Below are 18,310 nucleotides of genomic sequence, written 5' to 3'. Positions count from 1 at the left end.
CCTCATGGGACTCATGATTCTGTTCGGCCTGTTCTTTCTGGGTCTCATCGTAGGTGCGCCAGTGGCCTTCGCTGTCGGTCTGGCTGCGGCGGGAACCTTTCTCTACGAAGGGCTGCCACTTTTCGTGGCTTTTCAACGTATATTGTCGGGAATCTCGGTCTTTTCCTTACTGGCCATACCGTTTTTCATTTTTGCCGGCGAACTGATGCTGCATGGGGGCATATCCACTCGCCTGGTACGCCTGGCATCCGCTGCCGTAGGGCGTGTACGGGGTGGTCTGGGAATGGTCAATGTCAGCTCCTCGATGCTTTTCGGAGGCATCTCGGGGTCTGCAGTCGCTGACACATCCGCGCTGGGTTCGATCCTCATCCCGGTCATGAAAGAGAAAGGTTACGACGCCGATTACGCGGTCAATGTCACGGTTACCTCGTCGGTTGCGGGTGTCGTGATTCCTCCCAGTCATAACATGATTCTCTATGCCGTCGCCGCCGGGGGTGGCATCTCGATCACCCAACTGTTCATTGCCGGTATCGTGCCGGGGGTGCTGATGTGTCTGGCATTGGCCGTGGCTGCATATGTCGTGGCGGTCAAGCGTGGTTACAAAGGCGAGGCATTTCCCGGGTGGTCGGCATTGGTGCTCAGTTTCGTGGCTGCGCTGCCCGGTCTGATGACGGCAGTGATCATTGTCGGCGGGGTGCTGTCTGGCGTTCTGACGGTCACCGAGTCCGGTGCCTTCGGCGCTATCTACGCTATCGTCGTCACGGGACTGGTGTACCGTGAATTGCGCTGGGAACCGTTCAAGCAGGCGGTCTACCAGGCGGTACGCACGACCTCGCTGGTGATGATCCTGGTGGGATGTGCCTCGGCATTCTCGTACCTGCTGGCACTCTATAGCGTACCGCAGCTGCTGACCGACGCACTGTTGAGTATCTCCGAGAATCCTTACGTGATCCTGCTGATGCTCAACCTGATATTGCTGGGTCTCGGCATGATCATGGACATGGCGGCACTGATCCTGATCTGCACGCCGATATTCCTGCCGGTTGCCGAAGAGTTCGGCATGGACCCCATTCAGTTCGGCATCATCATGATGATGAACCTTGGGCTGGGACTATGTACTCCCCCGGTAGGGTCTTGTCTTTTCGTGGGTAGCGTTATCGGCAAGATCAAGATCGAACAGGCGGTACGTACCATCTGGCCGTTCTATCTAGCGCTGTTTGCGGTGTTGATGCTGGTGACCTACGTGCCGGCGATATCGCTGACGCTGCCCGGCTTCTTCCAGTGACATCTTCCTCTTCTCGCTCATGGATCGCCCTACATGAAAATCGAAAAGATACATGCACACGTTCTCGATTATCAGCTGGAGCAGGCCTTCGAAAGTGCCTCCATGCGGTTTGATCGGCGCCAGCATTGTCTGGTCGAGGTGATATGTGACGACGGTACGATCGGCTGGGGGGAGTGTCTGGGGCCGGCCAAGCCCAATGCGGCTGTCATCGAGGCTTATGCGACCTCGATCATTGGGCGCAATCCGCTCGAGACGGAAAAGCTCTGGATCGAGCTCTATAACCGGCTGCGTGATCAAGGCCAGCGCGGCCTGACTGTCACGGCCCTGAGCGGTATCGATATCGCGTTGTGGGATATCAAGGGCAAGCATTACGGGGCGCCCGTTTCCGAACTCCTGGGCGGGCGTTTTCGCGAGCATGTGCATGCCTATGCCACCGGATCATTCAAGCGTGACGGCGTCGATCGTGTGCAGGATACGGCCGAGGAGGTCGCCGGTTACGCGCAAGAAGGGTTCTGTGGCGTCAAGATCAAGATAGGTTTCGATGTCGAAGAAGACGTGAAAGTGATTGCCGCGGCGCGCGAGGCGTTGGGCAATGGCAAGCGTTTGATGATCGATGCCAACCATGGTTACGACCTCCTGGAGGCGTTGGAGGTCGGCAAGCGTGCCGCCGCGTTCGACGTGGCATGGTTCGAAGAACCGGTATTGCCCGAGCAGATTTCCACTTATCACGCCGTGCGCGACGGGCAGCCGCTCCCGGTGGCCAGTGGCGAGAACTGGCATGGACGTTACGCCATGCTCGAGCCGCTGCAAACGCGGGCGGTGGACATCGTGCAACCCGATGTCTGCAGCGTGGGCGGCATCTCGGAAATGCGCCGGGTCGTGGATATGGCGGCCATGTTCGGTGTGCGTTTGATTCCGCATGTCTGGGGCACGGCGGTGTGTCTTGCCGCCAGCTTGCAATGCATGGCGGCCTTGCCACCCAACCCGCCGCGACGCCGGCCCATCGAGCCGATCATGGAGTTCGATCGTACGCACAATCCTTTCCGACAGGCCGTGGTGAAAACGCCGCTCGAACATGACGGTGGCGTCGTGCAGATACCCGATGGACCGGGGCTGGGCATCGAGATCAATCGTGATGCATTGCGCCAATTCGCTTTGAAGGAGGCATGAGCGTGTCCGATCTTCCCGCCAACACTCGCCCGCTTGATGGCCCGGCACCCAAACTCAAGGCGCCGCCCGGTGCGACCGACTGTCATATCCATCTGTATCTGCCGGGCTTCGATGCCCAGCCCGGTGGTCCGAAGATTCCCGAGCTGGCAACGGTCGAGAATTACCGACAGATCCAGCGTTGGCTGTCGCTCGAGCGTGTGGTGGTCACTCAACCCAATGCCTACCAGCGTGACAATCGCGCCTTGCTCACGGCGCTGGGCCAGTTGGGCACTGACAGCGCACGCGGTGTCGCGGCAGTGACGCCCGAGATATCGGACAGCGAGCTTCGGGACTGGCATGACAAAGGGGTGCGCGGTGCACGGATCATGAACCTGCCGGGGGGCGCCGTTGCCAGCGATCAGATGCTCGAGGTCGAGCAACGGATTCGTCCGATGGGCTGGCACCTGATGGTTCAGTTCAATGGCTGCAAGTTGAACGATTACCTCGCGGATCTGCAGCGTATCGAGGGCGAATACATCATCGATCATATCGGCAAGTTCATGCCGCCGGTGTCGGCGGACGACCCTCGGGTGGATGACATTCTGCGGCTGCTCGATCGCGGCAATGCCTGGTTCAAGATATGTGCCGGCTATGAAGCCAGCCGGCTCGGCGGTCCCGGCTACGCGGATGTCGGGGCGATCGCCAAGCGGGTCATCGGCCATGCGCCAGAGCGCATCATCTGGGGGAGCAACTGGCCGCACGTCGGCGTGCCGCGCGAGCAATACCCCGACGATGCCGAGCAGCTCGATGTCTTGCTCGACTGGGCGTCCCCCGAGGTGCGCCAGAGAATACTGGTCGATAATCCGGCGACGTTGTATGGCTTCTGATACAGGGTTGCGGATACAGGGCCGCTGTTGGCATGCGAGCACCGAGAGGTGAAGTGAACGCACGGGATACGCGCATGGCGCAATGCTTGCCCGGCGATGATTCGAACAATGGAGGAAAGAATGCTCAATCGTTTGTTGGTGACCGGGGCTGCTGGTGGTGTGGGGAGTGCGATTCGCCCACATCTTGGAACGCTGGCGCACGAGGTCCGTCTGTCGGATATCGTCGATCTCGGCGCGGCCGAGGCGCACGAGGAGATTGTTGCCTGCGACCTGGCCGATGCCCAGGCCGTTCATGATCTGGTCAAGGATTGCGACGGTATCATTCACCTCGGTGGGGTGTCGGTGGAACGTCCCTGGAACGATATTCTCCAGGCCAACATCATCGGCGCCTACAACCTGTATGAAGCCGCCAGGAACCTCGGCAAGCCGCGCATCGTGTTCGCCAGTTCCAATCACACCATCGGTTATTATCCACGCACTACGCGGATCGACACCGAAGTGCCGCGCCGTCCCGACTCGCTGTATGGCTTGTCCAAGTGTTTTGGTGAGGATCTGGCGAGCCTGTATTACCACAAGTTCGATATCGAGACCCTCAACATACGCATCGGTTCGTGTTTTCCCAAGCCCAAGGACGCGCGGATGATGGCCACCTGGCTGAGCGTCGATGACTTCATGCGCCTGATGAAGCGTGCCTTCGTGGCTCCCAAGCTGGGATGCACCGTCGTCTATGGCGCCTCGGCGAATACCGAGTCGTGGTGGGACAACGACAAGTCGGCATTTCTCGGCTGGGTTCCGCAGGACAGTTCGGAAATCTGGCGGGAGGAGATCGAACAGCAGGCCGGCGAGATCGACCCTGACGATCCGGCAGTCATCTACCAGGGTGGCAAATTCGTGGCGGCGGGGCATCCCGACGACGCTGAGTAAACAAGGCTTCGGCCTGTGACCGAACAGGCCGAAGCCTTGTTCTAGGGTATCACTGCCCAAGGGGCTCGCTTACCATCGCAGCGACGACATGCGGCCAGGGCGCGTAGCCGAAGCGAGGGTATGACAATTCCTTCCGGGCTGTATGCGTAACTGGTGCAATTGAGAGATAGTGGCGATCAAGCGTGAACAAAGGGGCGAGTCCCTCCGTCACCAGGGTAAGGAAAAGCTGATGCCGGAATCCAGCCTCTCTATGCAAGTCCCACTGTCATGCAGTGCAGTGATGCCATCGCGATGCAGTATGGGATTCCGGGGTGGAGGGCGAGTTCGAATGTCTGGTATTGGTCTGCCGAACGAATAAAGAGTAAAAATCATCATGCGAAATACGCAATATGAACTCACTTGACGTGAAACGTGTCTCCCAGCAGGGGAGCCTGTCCCAGCAGGTCTCGCGGCAACTCGAAGCGATCATCTCCCGGGGAGAGATCGCCGTCGGCGATAAACTGCCGCCGGAGAACGGTCTGTGCGAGATGTTCGGCGTCAGCCGTACTGTCATACGCGAGGCCATCACGCACCTCAAGTCGCTCGGCCTGGTCGAGACGCGGCGCGGGATCGGTACGCGCGTTCTGCGCGCGGCGCCCGAAGAAGCGTATCCCGCCAAGCGCATCAGCCTGACGACGGTCGAGGACATTCTGAGCATTCTCGAATTACGCCTGACCCTGGAGCCGGAAGCCGCCGCACTGGCGGCGGCACGGCGCGACGATGAGGATCTCGAGCGGCTGCGACAGGCGCACGCGCGCTTCATCGAGGCCTTCCAGCAACAATCGCAGGCGCGAGAGGAGGACTTCGCCTTTCACTTCGCGGTGGCCCAGGCGACCCACAATCCGGCGTTCACGACGGTGTACGAGCAGCTGAACCTGGGTGCCATTCCGCGTGCCAAGCTGCTTTCGGTCGAGCTCGATACGGCGGCGACGCATCGGTATCTGGAACGCGTCGCCCAGGAGCACGCGGATATCCTCGAAGCGATCATGGCAGGCGACGAAGAGGCCGCGCGCGAGGCGATGCGTCATCATCTGAGCCGCGCCAGTGCAACCTATGCGTCGTATCGCAGCTGAGAGACTGCCATGGGGCGAGCGCGTTTCGGCCAAGCCGTATCGCCGAGTGCACTGCTCATTCGAACGCTCGCGGGTAGCGACGCTTGGCGCGGAACAGGCGGTAGATGGTGACGGCGTTGGTGACGAACACCAGCGCCTCGGCCAGCATGCCGCCCACGGAGCCCACCAGCGCATGACTGAGAAACCATGACGACGCCGCCACGCCGAGCGCGACGCGCATGGCGATGCCACTCAGCAGGAACATGCCCACCGTGCCCACCGCCATGGCCACGACGGCGGGAAGGTCCGCCCAGCCTTGCCAGGTCAGCAGAGCGGCCACGCCGCTGGCGACCAGCACGCCGGCCATGACGCTCCTGCTGCCCGGATAGCGTCGGGCGAGCGCGATGCGCACGATCACCAGTACCGTCAACGCGGCGGCGGTCCAGCTCGCGAAGAGAACGAACTGTAACGCGAACGCCACGTTGGCGGAGAGCAACAGCACCATCAGCCGATCGTCCCGCTTGCTGGAGAAGGCCAGAAGGCAAAGTATCAACGAGACCACGCCGAAGAACTGGCCGGCCAGGGCGCTGTAACTGTCGAGCATGTCGCGGTTGACTCCTTGTCGTGTCGAACCCTAGATCCATCCCGCGATGGTCAATATGAAAACGCCGGCGCTGAGCGTGAACAGCGAAGCGAAGGTAGTGATCACGATGATGTTGGCGGCCAGCTTGGCGTTGGCATTGACGGCCTTGGCCATCACGAAGCTGGCGGCAGCCCCCGGGGTTCCCAGAAACAGGAAGAGCATGCCCAGCTCCCGTCCGCGGTAGCCGAGCGCATAGGCGCCCAGTACACCCAGCAGGGGAATCCAGACGATTTTCCATAAGCTGGCATCCAGGGCCGGACCGCTACTCTGCTTGACGGAACTGAACGACAGCGTGCCGCCGATGCAGACCAGGGCCAACGGCAGGGACATGGCGCCGAAGTAATCGCCCGAGGTCATCAACCACTCGGGCAGCGGGACCTGGAAGTAGGCGAAGGGCATCGCCAGCAACACGCTGAGAATCAACGGGTTCCTGGCAACATGCTTGAGGATGGAGCCGAGGCCCGAGCGTGCGTTGGCACTGTAGTACGCGAGGATGATCGCCGCCAGTACGTTGTAGACGATGATGATGCCCCCAGCCATGATGCTCCCCAGCGATAGGCCGTAGTCGCCGTATTGGCTTGCCGCGAGGGCCAGGCCGACGATGCCGCAGTTGCCGCGAAACGCACCCTGGGCGAAGACGCCGCGGTCGGCGAAGGGGCAGCGCCAGATGGCCCAGCCCCAGGCCAGGAAAAAGCTGAGAACCGAAAAGCCCAGGAAATAGACGATGAGGCCCGGTTGCAGGGCGACGTCCAGGTCGGCCCGGACGATACTCAGAAAGATCAGCGTCGGCATGGTGGCGCGAAACACCAGGGCCGAGGCGGTGGAGATGAAGTGCGCGTCGATCCAGCCGATGCGCTTGAAGAGAATGCCCAGGAACACCATGGCGAAGACGGGCAGCGTGACTTGCAGCGTTTGCGAGAAGACGGCCAGCAGGTCCATGGGCGGTCAGCTTCCCTGTCTTGCCAGCACGAAGCCCACGATGAGTGCGATGGCCACGACGATCCAGAAGAGCGTATTGCGCAGGCGGGTAGGGCGAGACGGGCGAGATCTTGGCACGATGGATCCTTGTTCCTTGGTCGGCTTGGGAAACGAGAAGGTTTATGGTAAACCCGTTAGCCTGCTAGGCCCAGCGCGGCGACGAGGTTCGCTGCTCCGGTGCCGTGATGTCACCTGCGACGATGTGCCGATCCCGGCATGTCGAGATCGACGATTTGTTGGAGTCCTCATGCGCGAACCCGAATCCCTGACCCTCGCCCATGGGCGACTCGCGGCCCTGGCCTGGGGCGACCCCGAGGCGCCGACATGGCTGGCGCTGCATGGCTGGCTGGATAACGCCGAGAGCTTCTCGCGCCTGGCGCCGTTGCTGGTCGAGGCGCTGGGGATTCGCATCGTCGCGATCGACTTTCCCGGCCACGGGCACTCGCAGCCGCGGGCCGAAGGCGGCGACTACCCGATCTGGGAGTATACGCTGGACGTGCTGGACGCACTCGATGCCCTGGGGCTGGAGTGCGCGCCGTTGCTGGCGCATTCGATGGGAGCGGCCGTCTCGTGCCTGGTGGCGGCGGCGATGCCGGAGCGTGTCGCGCACCTGGTGCTGATCGACGGCCTGGGCACCTTGACCACCGAGGTCGAGGACACCGCCAAGCAATTGCGCATGGGGCTTATCCAGCGCCGCCGCTCGCGTTCCTCGGTGCCGCGCTATCCCGACGAGGCCACTGCCATCGCGGCACGCGTGGCGGGCGGCGTGACGCCCATCGATGCCGTGACGGCCGCCCCGCTGGTACGGCGCAATCTGGACGAGGAAGACGACGGCCATGTGCGCCTGCGCTCCGATAGTCGCTTGCTGCGCCCCTCGCTGGTGCGCTTCAGCAGTGAACAGATGCTGTCGATGCTGCGCAGTATCGAGGCGCCGGTACTGTTGATCGAGGGCGAAGACGGTATCCTCGTCGAGCGGGACTATGCCCGTCGGGCCAGGGCGGCGGTGGCGAATCTCACGCGGGTCGTCCTGCCCGGCGGTCATCATCTTCACCTCGAGGCCGACGCCGTGGCGGCGGTGGCCGAGGCGATCGTTGCCCATGAGCGTGAGGGTGCATGAAAGACGGATGGCGGCATGATGCGTAAAGGAGAGGGCTGAGATGGGCAAGCGTATTGCGCTGGTGCTGGGCAGTGGTGGTGCGCGTGGATATACGCACATCGGCGTGATCGACGAGGTACGTTCGCGCGGCTATGAAATCGCCGCCATCTCGGGCTGTTCGATGGGCGCCCTGGTGGGCGGGATCTATGCTGCCGGGCAGCTCGAGGGATACCGCGACTGGGTCTGCCAGCTGGATTACTTCGATGTGCTCAAGCTGGTCGACGTGACCTGGAGCCCGATGGGCGCGATGCGTGCCAGCAAGGTCATGAACAAGCTCGAGAGCCTGATCGGAGATATCCGCATCGAGGACCTGAGCATTCCGCTGACGACCGTGGCCACCGACCTGACCCGGCAAAAGGAAATCTGGTTTCAGAGCGGGCCGCTGCTGCGTGCGATTCGGGCCTCCATCGCGGTGCCCGGCATCATCACGCCGGTGCATCTCGATGGCCAGATTCTGGTCGATGGCGGATTGCTCAATCCCTTGCCGATCATCCCCACCGTGGCGGTGCACGCCGACCTGGTGGTGGCGGTCAACTCGACCGCGCAGACGTCGCGCCAGATCACGCTCGAGGAACTGCTGCCACCCGAGGAGGCGGCCCAGGAAGTGGCGCGTGAGCGGGAACGCGAATCCCGCGGGCAGGGATTCAGTGGCTGGCTGGGGGGTGTTCGCCAGCGTGTGCAGCACATGTTCGGCAATGGCAGCGACGAAGGCGACGTCAGCGAGTTCACCGAGCAGGCGGCCGCCGAGCGGGCCTGGAGCAAGCTCGACATGATGCTGGCCTCGTTCGATATCACCCAGGCAGCACTGGCCAAGTACAAGGTGGCCGGCTATCCCCCCGATATCTTGATCGAAGTGCCCAAGAGCGTCTGTGGCGCCTACGAGTTTCATCGCGCCGAGGCGTTGATTCAATTGGGGCGCCATCTGGCTGCCCAGGCCATCGACCGGTACGAAGGACGGCGCGACATGACCGTGGCGGAAGGCGATGTGCCGGATGCCCGGCGCTATCCCGTGATGTCGGGGCGAAACACGCCGTCGTCCCGCTAGCCGGCTGGTTCGCGGACTATAGAGCGTCGCCGCGGCGGCGCAGCAGCACGTAGACCGCACCGGTGCCGCCATCCGCATCCTTCGCCGAGCAGAAGGCCAGCACGGACGGCCATTCGCGCAGCCAGGCGTTGACGTGGCTCTTGATGACGGGGTAATCGTCGCGCTCGCTCAACTGCGAGGCGCGAGCCTTGCCATGAACGACGAGCACGCAGCGCCACCGCTGCCCGTGGGCATCATGGAGGAAGGCTTCCAGTTGCGCGCGGGCATCGTTGACGGTGTAGCCGTGCAGGTCCAGACCGGCTTCCCAGGCGATATTGCCGCGCTTGAGTTGCGTGCGTGTGCGATAGGGGAGATCGGGCACCGCGAAGTCCAGTGCCTCGCTGGGACGCACCGGCTCCACACGGCCGTCGCTGGTGCGGCTGGTCGGCGCCTGGCTATCGGCGCTGGTCGCGGCCGCGCGGCGCTCGGCCAGGGCATCGTCGTCATCGCGGCGGCGCGCTTGTCCGGGGTCGGCGCGGTTGGCATGCAGGCGGCGCACGCCGGCGTTTTCCAGCGCCTGGCGGAACAGGTTGATGTCGGCGTCGTCGGGCGGGCCACGGCGTCGGCTCATGACGAAACTCCCAAAGGGCGGCACGGTCGGTTGCGAAGCCCCCAGTATAGCGACTTGCCAACGGCTGTGAACCGGCGCGCCGTCCGGGTACAATCGCCTGTTCCACGGAACCGCTAAACAGGACGCATCGTGCCCGCTTCCCGATCGACCCACGTCTCCACGCTCACCCTCGACGACGCTGCCCTGGCCGAGGGCCTGGTATCGCTGCGCGACTGTCTGCGCTGGGCGACCAGCGAGTTCAATGCCCACCGGCTGCACTTCGGGCATGGCACGGCGAGTGCGTGGGACGAAGCGGTGGCGCTGGTACTGGGCGCGTTGCACCTGCCCTGGGACACCGATCCGGCGGTGCTGGATGCGCGCTTGCTGCCGCTCGAGCGTCAGCGTGTGGTGGCGCTGGTACGTCAGCGCATCGAGGCGCGTACGCCACTGCCGTATTTGCTGGGTGAGGCCTTTTTCGCCGGTCATCTCTTCGATGTGGACGAACGGGTGTTGATTCCGCGTTCGCCGATCGCGGAGTTGATCGAGGACGGTTTTGCAGCCTGGTTCGACCAGTGGCCGCCGGCGCGCGTGCTGGACCTGTGCGCCGGTTCGGGATGCATCGGCATCGCCACGGCCCTTTACCTGCCGACGGCCGAGGTGGACCTGGTGGACATCAGCCCCGACGCGCTGGCGGTGGCCAAGGCCAACATCGTACGTCACGACGTGGGCCACCGCGTGCGCGCGGTGACCTCGGACCTGTTCGCCGGCGTGGCCGGGCAACGCTACGATGTCATCGTCTCCAACCCTCCCTATGTCGATGCGCGCGACCTGGCGGGCATGCCCGCCGAGTTCCGCCATGAGCCGACCCTGGCCCTGGCGGCCGGCGACGATGGGCTGGATATCGTGCGTCGCATGCTGCGCGAGGCGCGCGAGCATCTGACCGACGACGGCGTGCTGATCGTCGAGGTCGGGAACTCCGCACGCCATCTCGATGCGGCGTTTCCCGAGGTCCCGTTCTTGTGGCTCGAGTTCGAGCGTGGCGGCGAAGGCGTGTTTGCATTGACCGCCGCCGAGCTTGACCAATATGCGGCGTCGTTCGCCTGATCGTTGAGGAGCGCGGAATGTCCGGTAATACATTTGGTAAGTTGTTCACCGTCACCACCTTCGGCGAGAGCCACGGCGAGGCGCTGGGGGCCATCGTCGATGGCTGCCCGCCGGGCGTGGCGCTCGAGGCCTCGGACTTGCAGCATGATCTTGATCGGCGCCGCCCGGGAACGTCGCGGCATACCACCCAGCGCCGTGAGCCCGATCAGGTGCGCATTCTTTCCGGGGTGTTCGAGGGCGTCACCACCGGGACGCCCATCGGCCTTCTGATCGAGAATACCGATCAGCGCTCCAAGGACTACTCGAAGATCAAGGACCAGTTCCGGCCCGCCCACGCCGATTACACCTACCATCACAAGTATGGCATTCGCGATTACCGCGGAGGCGGGCGCTCGAGCGCGCGGGAGACCGCGATGCGCGTCGCCGCCGGCGCCATTGCACGCAAGTTTCTGGCCTCGCAGGGCATTCGCGTGCGCGGTTACATGAGTCAGTTGGGCCCCATCGACATCGCCTTCAAGCAATGGGAGGCCGTCGACACCAATCCCTTCTTCTGCCCCGATCCGGACAAGCTTCCCGAGCTCGAAGCCTTCATGGATCAGTTGCGGCGCGACCAGGACAGCGTCGGCGCGCGCATCACGGTGGTCGCCGACGGCGTGCCGGTAGGGCTCGGTGAACCGGTCTTCGACCGCCTGGATGCCGACCTGGCGCATGCCTTGATGAGCATCAACGCGGTCAAGGGCGTGGAAATCGGGGACGGTTTCGCATCGGTTGCCCAGCGGGGCAGCGAGCATCGCGACGAAATGACGCCGCAAGGCTTTCTCTCCAACCACGCCGGGGGAGTGCTGGGCGGCATTTCCTCGGGGCAGCCCCTGATTGCGCATCTGGCACTCAAGCCGACCTCGAGCATCACCCAGCCCGGGCGCTCGATCGATGTGCACGGGGAGGCAGTCGAGGTCGTCACCAAGGGACGCCACGACCCTTGTGTCGGCATCCGGGCCACGCCGATCGCCGAGGCGATGATGGCGCTGACGCTCATGGATCATTACCTGCGTCACCGGGCGCAGAACGCCGATGTCGAGGTGAGCACGCCGCGTCTTGGCTGAAGGCGCTTCGTTCAGCCAGGCATGACCGGCGTCATCCAGAATCCAGCCCGCCTGTGCCAGGCGGGCTTTTTCATGTCCGTCGCTCACGTTTCGGCCATGGCTCGCTACACTGAAAGCAGTCAGCAACGGGAGCAGCGCATGAAAGTCCATGTCGAGTTCGACCTCACCCCGCAGGAATTTCGGCAAGCGATGGGGCTGCCGGATGTCGAGGCCTTTCAGCAGGAACTGATGGCACATGTTCGTCGGCAGATGGAAGCCGGCGTCGAGGGATACGACCCCTGGAGCCTCATGCAGCCGTTTCTGCAACAGGGAATGGCCCAGGGCGTCGCGAGTTTCGGTCACTATCAGCAGATGTTGATGGACATGCTGCGTCAGGCGGAGCCCCGGTCGGATGAAACGACTCACAGTTCGACACGAAAAAAGCCCTGAGGTCTTGACATCCAGCAATTGCAAGTCTGCCGAGGCAGGACTATTCTTTGTGCAGTGCAGCATAACGCGCACTGGCCTCGCCTAGATCCTCCAGGAGGAATTCGTCATGCAGGACAAAATGTTTAGTGCCTTCTCCGAACAAACGCGTGGCTTTTTCGAGCCCATGCGCAAGTTCAACGGTCTGATGCTGGACAACATGGAGCGAATGACCGAATACCAGCTCGATGCCATGAAGCGCTACAGTCAACTGGGCGTGGAGCGCATGCGGGCCGCTTCCGAAGTCAAGGACGCCGAGGGCATGCGTGACTTCACGACCCAGCAGGCCGACATGCTCAACGCGCTGTCCAAGCAAATGCTCGAGGACGCCCGCGCCATGGCCGACATCAGTCTCAAGTTCAAGAGCGAACTCGAGGACATGATGGCCGAAGCCGGGCAGAACGCCGCCGATCAGGCGTCGGAAAACATGAAGTCGGCATCCGAGTCAGCCAAGGCGTCTGAACCCGCCAAGGCGTCCAGCGGCGGCAACCAGTCGTCCTCTTCACGCAGCAGCAAGCAGTAATGCGTTCGCCGAGTTCGGCAGCGCGCCCGGCAGGGCGGCTGCCACTCGGCATGCCGCGCTGATGGGTAGCGCGGGTGCCACGCGGGTGTGAAGCGTTGGCGTGAAGAGCGGGTGTGAAGAGCGGGTGTGAAGAGATGGCGTGACGAGGCTCGGGAGAACAGCGCCTCGGTTCGCCGTGTTCGAAAAGCGGCCGGGAGAGAGCGTATGTGGCAAGGGCCTGAGGAGGGCGATGGCGCCTTCAGTGACCCGCACGCCTGGCAGCGCCAGGTGACTGCCTTCAACGAGCAATATCAAGCCCTCATGCAGGAGGCCTTCAATCGTCTGTGGCCCAGCGAGGCAGGTGCCTCGGTCTACGCCGACATTCAGGAGACCCTGCGTATCGGGGCGGATGCCATGATCGTCAACGCCCCGGCGGTCTACACCGTGCAGATGCGTCTGGCCCAGGATCAGTGGCGAGTGTGGCAGAATGCCTTGCGCGAGATCATGGGGGAGACGGTGACGCCGGTGATCGAACCGCGCCCCGATGATCGCCGCTTTCGCGACGACGCCTGGCATTCCCATCCTTTCTACCGCTTCATTCTCCAGCATTACCTGTTGTTCGTGCGTGCCATCGAGGAACTGCTCGTCAGCCTCGACAGTTTGCCCCCACGCGTGCGGCATCAGCTGGAATTCTATGCACGGCAATACGTCAATGCGCTGGCGCCGAGCAATTTCGTGTCCACCAACCCCGAGGTGGTACGCAAGACGCTCGAGACGCGAGGGCAGAATCTCGTCGAGGGACTCAGGCGGCTGCGCGAGGACCTGGACAACTCCGCCGAAGGACTCAATGTCGCGATGACCGATCGCAGCGCCTTTCGGCTGGGTGACAACATCGCCATCACGCCTGGAGACGTGGTCTTCGAAAACGACGTGATGCAGTTGATCCAGTACCATCCGACCACCGACAAGGTCTTCAAGACACCGCTGCTGATCGTGCCGCCCTGGATCAACAAGTACTACATCCTCGACTTGCGGTCGGACAACTCGATGGTGAAGTGGCTGGTAGAGCAAGGGCATACCGTCTTCATGATCTCCTGGCGCAATCCCGGGCCGGAGCAGCGTCACCTGACCTGGGCCGACTACATGCAGTCGGGGCCGATCGCCGCCATGGCGGCGATCGAGCAAGCCTGCGGCGAGAAGTCCGTCAACTTGCTGAGCTACTGCATCGGCGGCACGCTGGCGGCGACCACGGTCGCCTATCTGACCAGCACCCGACGTGGCCGCAAGGTCCGCTCGGTGACCTATATGGCGACCTTGCTGGACTTCAGCGATCCCGGCGAAATCGGCGTGTTCCTCAGTGAGCCGGTACTGGCCGGCATCGAGCGTCAACTGGCGCGTGACGGTTATCTCGATGGCCGGGTCATGGCCTTTTCCTTCAACTTGCTGCGCGAGAACGATCTCTTCTGGTCGTTCTACATCAGCAATTATCTCAAGGGCGAGACGCCGCCGGCCTTCGACCTGTTGTACTGGAACAGCGATGGCACCAACCTGCCGGCGGGCACGCACGGCTGGTATCTCCGTCACATGTACCGGGAAAATCGTCTCATCGAGCCCGGCGGCATCGAGCTGGACGGCGTCAGGATCGATCTGCGCAAGGTGTCGACCCCGAGCTATTTCGTGGCCACGCGTGACGACCATATCGCCAAGTGGCGGACCTGCTATCTCGGTGCGCGCCTGCCCAAGGGACCACGCACCTTCGTGCTGGGAGGCGCCGGGCACATCGCCGGCATCGTCAATGCGCCGACGCGCCAGAAATACGGGTACTGGACGCGTGACGAGATGCCCGACGACCCGGATGCCTGGTTCGAGGACACCGAGTATCGCGAAGGCTCCTGGTGGCCGCATTGGCAAGCCTGGATGACCGACAACCGCTATGCCGATCCCGACAAGACAGTGGCGGCGCGACATCCCGGTGATGGCGAGTTGTCCCCCATCGAGCCCGCGCCGGGCCGCTATGTACGGCAGACCATTCCCGACGTGCTTTCCGGGACGGCCCCGGAAGATAGCGACTTGTCGTGACGATCGAGGGCGCTCAGCGCTTGATCGGGAAGAGTCGCACCGGGACCACCGGGGCGTCTCGCGATTGCAGGCGGTCGTCGCTGGGGGCGCAGCCGAAGAAGCGCCGGTAGGCACGTGAGAAATGCTCCAGGGAGCCGAAGCCGGCGCAACTGGCGACCTCTGCCACGCTCAGGTCGGTCTGCTGCAGCAGTCGATGCGCGCGATTGATGCGCAGCCAGAGATAGTAACGAATCGGCGTGACACCGAGTTCGGCCTTGAAGCGCCGCTCCAGCTGGCGCGGCGAGAGCCCGACGAGGGCAGCCAGCGCCGGTGCCGAGAGCGGCGTTTCCAGGGTGCGGCGCATGGTGCGAATCACCTTGCGCAACTGCGCCGACGTCTCGACATGGTGCTCGGGGGCCGCCGACAATTGTTCGCTGTCGTCGCGACGCTGGCGGCGTTCCAGCAAGTGATTGCGCAATTCCTCCATGTAGGGCGGCTCCACACGTGGCGTGAGCCAGGCGAACATCATGTCGAGCACGGCGGTGCCACCGGCGCAGCTCAGCCGCTGGCCGGCGATGCGATAGAGGTCGCTGGTGGCCTGGATGCGTGGATAAAGCTCGCGAAAGCCTTCCAGATTATCCCAGTGCACGGCCACCTGATGCTCGTCGAGCACGCCCGCCGCGGCCAGTACTTCGCTGCCCATCTCGATGCCGCCCAACGCCACCCCGGCCGCCGCACACTGGCGCAGCCACATGGCGATGCGCTTGTCGCCGGTATACGTCTTGGTCTCGAAACTGGCGAGGACGAACACGCTGTCCAGATCGGCCGGTGCCGGCCACTCGGTATCCACGTTCAGGGGGACGCCGTTGGAGGCGGCGACCGTGGCATCGCTGCCCAGCAACTGCCACTTGAAGCGCGATTCCTGAGTCAGCCAGTTGACGATGAACAGCGGATCCAGAATCGCGCCCAGACCGGCAAAGGAAAACTGCGGCATCAGCAGGATCGCGATGCGCTCCGGCCCGGGCGTCGGACGTCGCGTGTCAATCACGGTAATCGGGGGCGTCGCGATCGAGCAGGCGCATCAAGGCGGCAAGGTGCATGTGCGCCGAGCCTTGCGCCAGATAATCCTCCCATTGCCGGGCGGTCTTGCGTGCGATCTCGGGCGCGACGGGACGCACGGGAAGGCCGCTGGCACGGGCCACCAGATAGGAGCGGCAGGCACGCTCGAAGTAGTAGAGGTGGTCGAAGGCTTCGGCGACGTCCTGGCCGGTGGCGACCACGCCATGATTGCCGAGCAGGAGGATCGGCGCCGTGCCGGCCAGCTTGCCGAGGCGTTCCGCTTCTTCGTCGAGCCCCATGCCATCGAATCCGGCATCGATGTGCACCCGCTCGAAGAAGCGCATGGCGTTCTGTTCCACCGGCGGCAGCTCCGGCGTCTCCAGGCAGGCCAGGGCGGTGGCGTAGAGCGAGTGGGCATGCATCACGCATCCCACGCCGCGGCCCTGGCGGTGCATGGCGCCGTGAATGGCCCAGGCGGTGGGGTCGATGGATTCGGGACGTTGTGCGGCGCTGGCATCCACCTCGACGAGGTCGCTGGCACGCATCTCCGCGAAATGACGCCCTTCGGGGTTGACCAGAAAGCGCCTGCCGTCCGCCTGGGTGGCCAGGCTGCAGTGATTGGCGACGCCTTCGTGCATGTCGAGGCGGGCCAGCCAGCGGAACGCGCAGGCCAGCTGTTCGCGGGGAGTACCGGGAAGCTCGGTAGCGGTCGTCATGTCTCGCTCCTGTGGCGATGGCGAAACCGAGGCCATCAATAGTGGATCCAGCGCGTCTTGAGCGCCATGTATTTGTGCATGCCGGCCAGCGCGTAGTCGCGACCGATGCCGGATTGCTTCATGCCGCCGAAAGGCGTCTGCGGGCTGACGGCATCGACGCCATTGACCGTCACGGTGCCGGCCTGCAGGGCATCGCAAAAGCGATGGGCGCGTCCCAGGTCTGCGGTCCACAGGGACGCTGCCAAACCATACTGGCTGGCATTGGCCAATGTCACGCCCTGGCGCTCGTCGCTGAAGCGCGTCACGCTGAGCACGGGACCGAAAATCTCCTCCTGGAAGAGCCGGTGATGCGGTTCGACATCGGTGAATACCGTGGGGGCGACGAACAAGTCGCCGCCCGCCGCCTGCAGCGTCTCGCCGCCGCACAACAGCGTGGCCTCGCGCTTGCCGACCGTCAGATAGTCGCGAACCTTGTCGAACTGTGCCTGGCTGACGAGCGGGCCGAGCGTCGTCGCCGGATCGAGCGGATCTCCCGGCACGAGCGTCGCGATACGTGCCTGCAGGGCCTCGAGGAAGCGCTCGGCGATGCCCTCTTGCAGCAACAGGCGCGAATGCGCCGAGCAGACCTGGCCGGCATTGGTGAAGATGCCGGCCACGGCGTTGTCCACGGCGGCCTCCAGATCGGGGCAATCGTCGAACACCAGATGCGGGCTCTTGCCGCCGCATTCCAGCCACACGGGTTTCATGTTGGATTCGCCCGAGTAGACCAGAAAGCGTTTGCCGATCTCGGTGGAGCCGGTGAAGCCGAGCGCGTCGACACCCGCATGCCGCCCCAGCGCTTCGCCGGCGACATGCCCGTATCCCGGCACGACATTGAGAACCCCGGGCGGGAGGCCGGCCTGGGTCGCGAGTTCCGCCAGGCGCAGCGCGGAGAGCGACGATTCCTCGGCGGGCTTGAGCACCACGCTGTTGCCGGCGGCCAGCGCGGGCGCCAGTTTCACCGCCGCGTTATGCAGGGGAAAGTTCCACGGGACCACGGCGGCAACGACGCCGAGGGGCTCGTGGGCCACCGTGGCCTGCACGCGATTGGGACTGGGCGCGAGCTGGTCATAGCATTTGTCCTGGAGCTCGCCGAACCAGTCGAAGAGCAGGGCCGCCTCCTCGACGTCGTCCAGGGCTTCGTGAATGCACTTGCCGGCCTCCAGGCTGTCGAGCAGGGCGAGTTCCTCGGCGTGGTCGCGCACCTGAGTGGCGAGCGCCTGCAGGCACCGGCGGCGTGTCGTCGGCTCGGCGCGTGACCAGGCACCGAGCTCGAACGCGCGGCGTGCCGCATCGACCGCGGCATCGATATCCGCCGGGCCGCAGGCCGCGATCTCCGTCAGCGACGTGCCCGTCATGGGGTTGATCGACGCGAGGGATTCACCCTGGCGCGTCACATAGCGGTGACCGTCGATGTAGGCGGCGCCATCCAGCGAGAGGGTAGCGGCACGGTGTTGCCAGTCGGCGTGGGTGGTGGACAGGAGAGAGGAAGACATGACCATACCTTGGCGATTGTC

The 18,310-nt window shown here is 63.8% G+C and carries 18 protein-coding genes; 12 read left to right on the top strand and 6 right to left on the bottom strand.

Annotated elements, in window-relative coordinates; translation table 11 throughout:
• Nucleotides 1-4 precede the first annotated feature (4 nt).
• The 5 genes from CSAL_RS12565 to CSAL_RS12545 all read left to right on the top strand — a co-directional run bounded on the left by CSAL_RS12565 (nt 5) and on the right by CSAL_RS12545 (nt 5,357).
• A complete protein-coding gene (locus tag CSAL_RS12565) occupies nt 5-1,285 on the top strand; it encodes a TRAP transporter large permease (RefSeq protein WP_011507770.1) in 1,281 nt (426 codons plus the stop codon).
• A gap of 33 nt (nt 1,286-1,318) precedes the next feature.
• Entirely contained in the window at nt 1,319-2,455 is a 1,137-nt protein-coding gene (locus tag CSAL_RS12560; RefSeq protein WP_011507769.1) for a mandelate racemase/muconate lactonizing enzyme family protein, read from the top strand.
• Between the two features lie 2 nt (nt 2,456-2,457).
• Nucleotides 2,458-3,321 (top strand): amidohydrolase family protein, encoded by an 864-nt coding sequence (locus CSAL_RS12555; RefSeq protein WP_011507768.1) that lies wholly within the window; start codon nt 2,458-2,460, stop codon nt 3,319-3,321.
• Between the two features lie 120 nt (nt 3,322-3,441).
• Nucleotides 3,442-4,245, top strand: coding sequence for an NAD-dependent epimerase/dehydratase family protein (locus tag CSAL_RS12550; protein WP_011507767.1), 804 nt, complete (start codon nt 3,442-3,444; stop codon nt 4,243-4,245).
• Between the two features lie 389 nt (nt 4,246-4,634).
• The gene (locus tag CSAL_RS12545) at nt 4,635-5,357 is read left to right on the top strand and encodes a FadR/GntR family transcriptional regulator (protein WP_011507766.1); all 723 of its coding nucleotides are present in this window, start codon (nt 4,635-4,637) and stop codon (nt 5,355-5,357) included.
• 55 nt (nt 5,358-5,412) lie between these two features.
• Here the strand turns inward: CSAL_RS12545 and CSAL_RS12540 are convergent, their stop codons facing one another.
• Entirely contained in the window at nt 5,413-5,940 is a 528-nt protein-coding gene (locus CSAL_RS12540) for a YgjV family protein (RefSeq protein ID WP_011507765.1), read from the bottom strand.
• A 30-nt stretch (nt 5,941-5,970) separates the two neighbouring features.
• Nucleotides 5,971-6,918 (bottom strand): AEC family transporter, encoded by a 948-nt coding sequence (locus tag CSAL_RS12535; protein WP_011507764.1) that lies wholly within the window; start codon nt 6,916-6,918, stop codon nt 5,971-5,973.
• 286 nt (nt 6,919-7,204) lie between these two features.
• Here CSAL_RS12535 and CSAL_RS12530 point away from each other — a divergent pair, with 286 nt between their 5' ends.
• Together CSAL_RS12530 and CSAL_RS12525 are read left to right on the top strand one after the other, a co-directional pair.
• Nucleotides 7,205-8,074: an alpha/beta fold hydrolase gene (locus tag CSAL_RS12530; RefSeq protein WP_011507763.1), complete on the top strand. Its 870-nt coding sequence runs from the start codon at nt 7,205-7,207 to the stop codon at nt 8,072-8,074.
• Nucleotides 8,075-8,114: 40 nt separating this feature from the next.
• Nucleotides 8,115-9,158, top strand: a complete 1,044-nt coding sequence (locus CSAL_RS12525) for a patatin-like phospholipase family protein (protein ID WP_011507762.1) — start codon at nt 8,115-8,117, stop codon at nt 9,156-9,158.
• 16 nt (nt 9,159-9,174) lie between these two features.
• Here the strand turns inward: CSAL_RS12525 and CSAL_RS12520 are convergent, their stop codons facing one another.
• A complete protein-coding gene (locus tag CSAL_RS12520; protein WP_043558534.1) occupies nt 9,175-9,768 on the bottom strand; it encodes a Smr/MutS family protein in 594 nt (197 codons plus the stop codon).
• 129 nt (nt 9,769-9,897) lie between these two features.
• Here CSAL_RS12520 and prmB point away from each other — a divergent pair, with 129 nt between their 5' ends.
• From prmB to phaC, 5 genes are all read left to right on the top strand, one after another.
• Nucleotides 9,898-10,851 carry a 50S ribosomal protein L3 N(5)-glutamine methyltransferase gene (gene prmB, locus CSAL_RS12515; RefSeq protein ID WP_011507760.1) on the top strand — a complete coding sequence of 318 codons (954 nt, stop codon included), beginning with the start codon at nt 9,898-9,900 and terminating at the stop codon, nt 10,849-10,851.
• A 17-nt stretch (nt 10,852-10,868) separates the two neighbouring features.
• A complete protein-coding gene (aroC, locus tag CSAL_RS12510) occupies nt 10,869-11,954 on the top strand; it encodes a chorismate synthase (protein WP_011507759.1) in 1,086 nt (361 codons plus the stop codon).
• A gap of 96 nt (nt 11,955-12,050) precedes the next feature.
• On the top strand, nt 12,051-12,383 hold the full coding sequence (locus CSAL_RS12505; RefSeq protein ID WP_342341600.1) for a hypothetical protein: 333 nt from the start codon (nt 12,051-12,053) through the stop codon (nt 12,381-12,383).
• Nucleotides 12,384-12,489: 106 nt separating this feature from the next.
• Nucleotides 12,490-12,942 (top strand): phasin family protein, encoded by a 453-nt coding sequence (locus CSAL_RS12500; RefSeq protein ID WP_011507757.1) that lies wholly within the window; start codon nt 12,490-12,492, stop codon nt 12,940-12,942.
• 204 nt (nt 12,943-13,146) lie between these two features.
• Nucleotides 13,147-15,000, top strand: a complete 1,854-nt coding sequence (phaC, locus tag CSAL_RS12495; RefSeq protein WP_011507756.1) for a class I poly(R)-hydroxyalkanoic acid synthase — start codon at nt 13,147-13,149, stop codon at nt 14,998-15,000.
• A gap of 13 nt (nt 15,001-15,013) precedes the next feature.
• Here the strand turns inward: phaC and CSAL_RS12490 are convergent, their stop codons facing one another.
• Genes CSAL_RS12490 through CSAL_RS12480 form a run of 3 tightly spaced genes read right to left on the bottom strand, consistent with a single transcriptional unit; the run spans nt 15,014 to nt 18,289 of the window.
• Nucleotides 15,014-16,027 carry a GlxA family transcriptional regulator gene (locus CSAL_RS12490; RefSeq protein WP_011507755.1) on the bottom strand — a complete coding sequence of 338 codons (1,014 nt, stop codon included), beginning with the start codon at nt 16,025-16,027 and terminating at the stop codon, nt 15,014-15,016.
• Nucleotides 16,020-16,754, bottom strand: coding sequence for a class II aldolase and adducin N-terminal domain-containing protein (locus CSAL_RS12485; protein WP_011507754.1), 735 nt, complete (start codon nt 16,752-16,754; stop codon nt 16,020-16,022). The genes CSAL_RS12490 and CSAL_RS12485 overlap by 8 nt, the downstream gene beginning before the upstream one ends.
• Before the next feature lie 35 nt (nt 16,755-16,789).
• Nucleotides 16,790-18,289 carry an aldehyde dehydrogenase gene (locus CSAL_RS12480; RefSeq protein ID WP_011507753.1) on the bottom strand — a complete coding sequence of 500 codons (1,500 nt, stop codon included), beginning with the start codon at nt 18,287-18,289 and terminating at the stop codon, nt 16,790-16,792.
• Nucleotides 18,290-18,310 lie beyond the last annotated feature (21 nt).

The sequence above is a fragment of the Chromohalobacter israelensis DSM 3043 genome, from assembly GCF_000055785.1.
In the GTDB taxonomy this organism is placed as follows: Bacteria; Pseudomonadota; Gammaproteobacteria; order Pseudomonadales; family Halomonadaceae; genus Chromohalobacter; species Chromohalobacter israelensis.
This window is presented reverse-complemented; position numbering and strand designations above follow the sequence as displayed.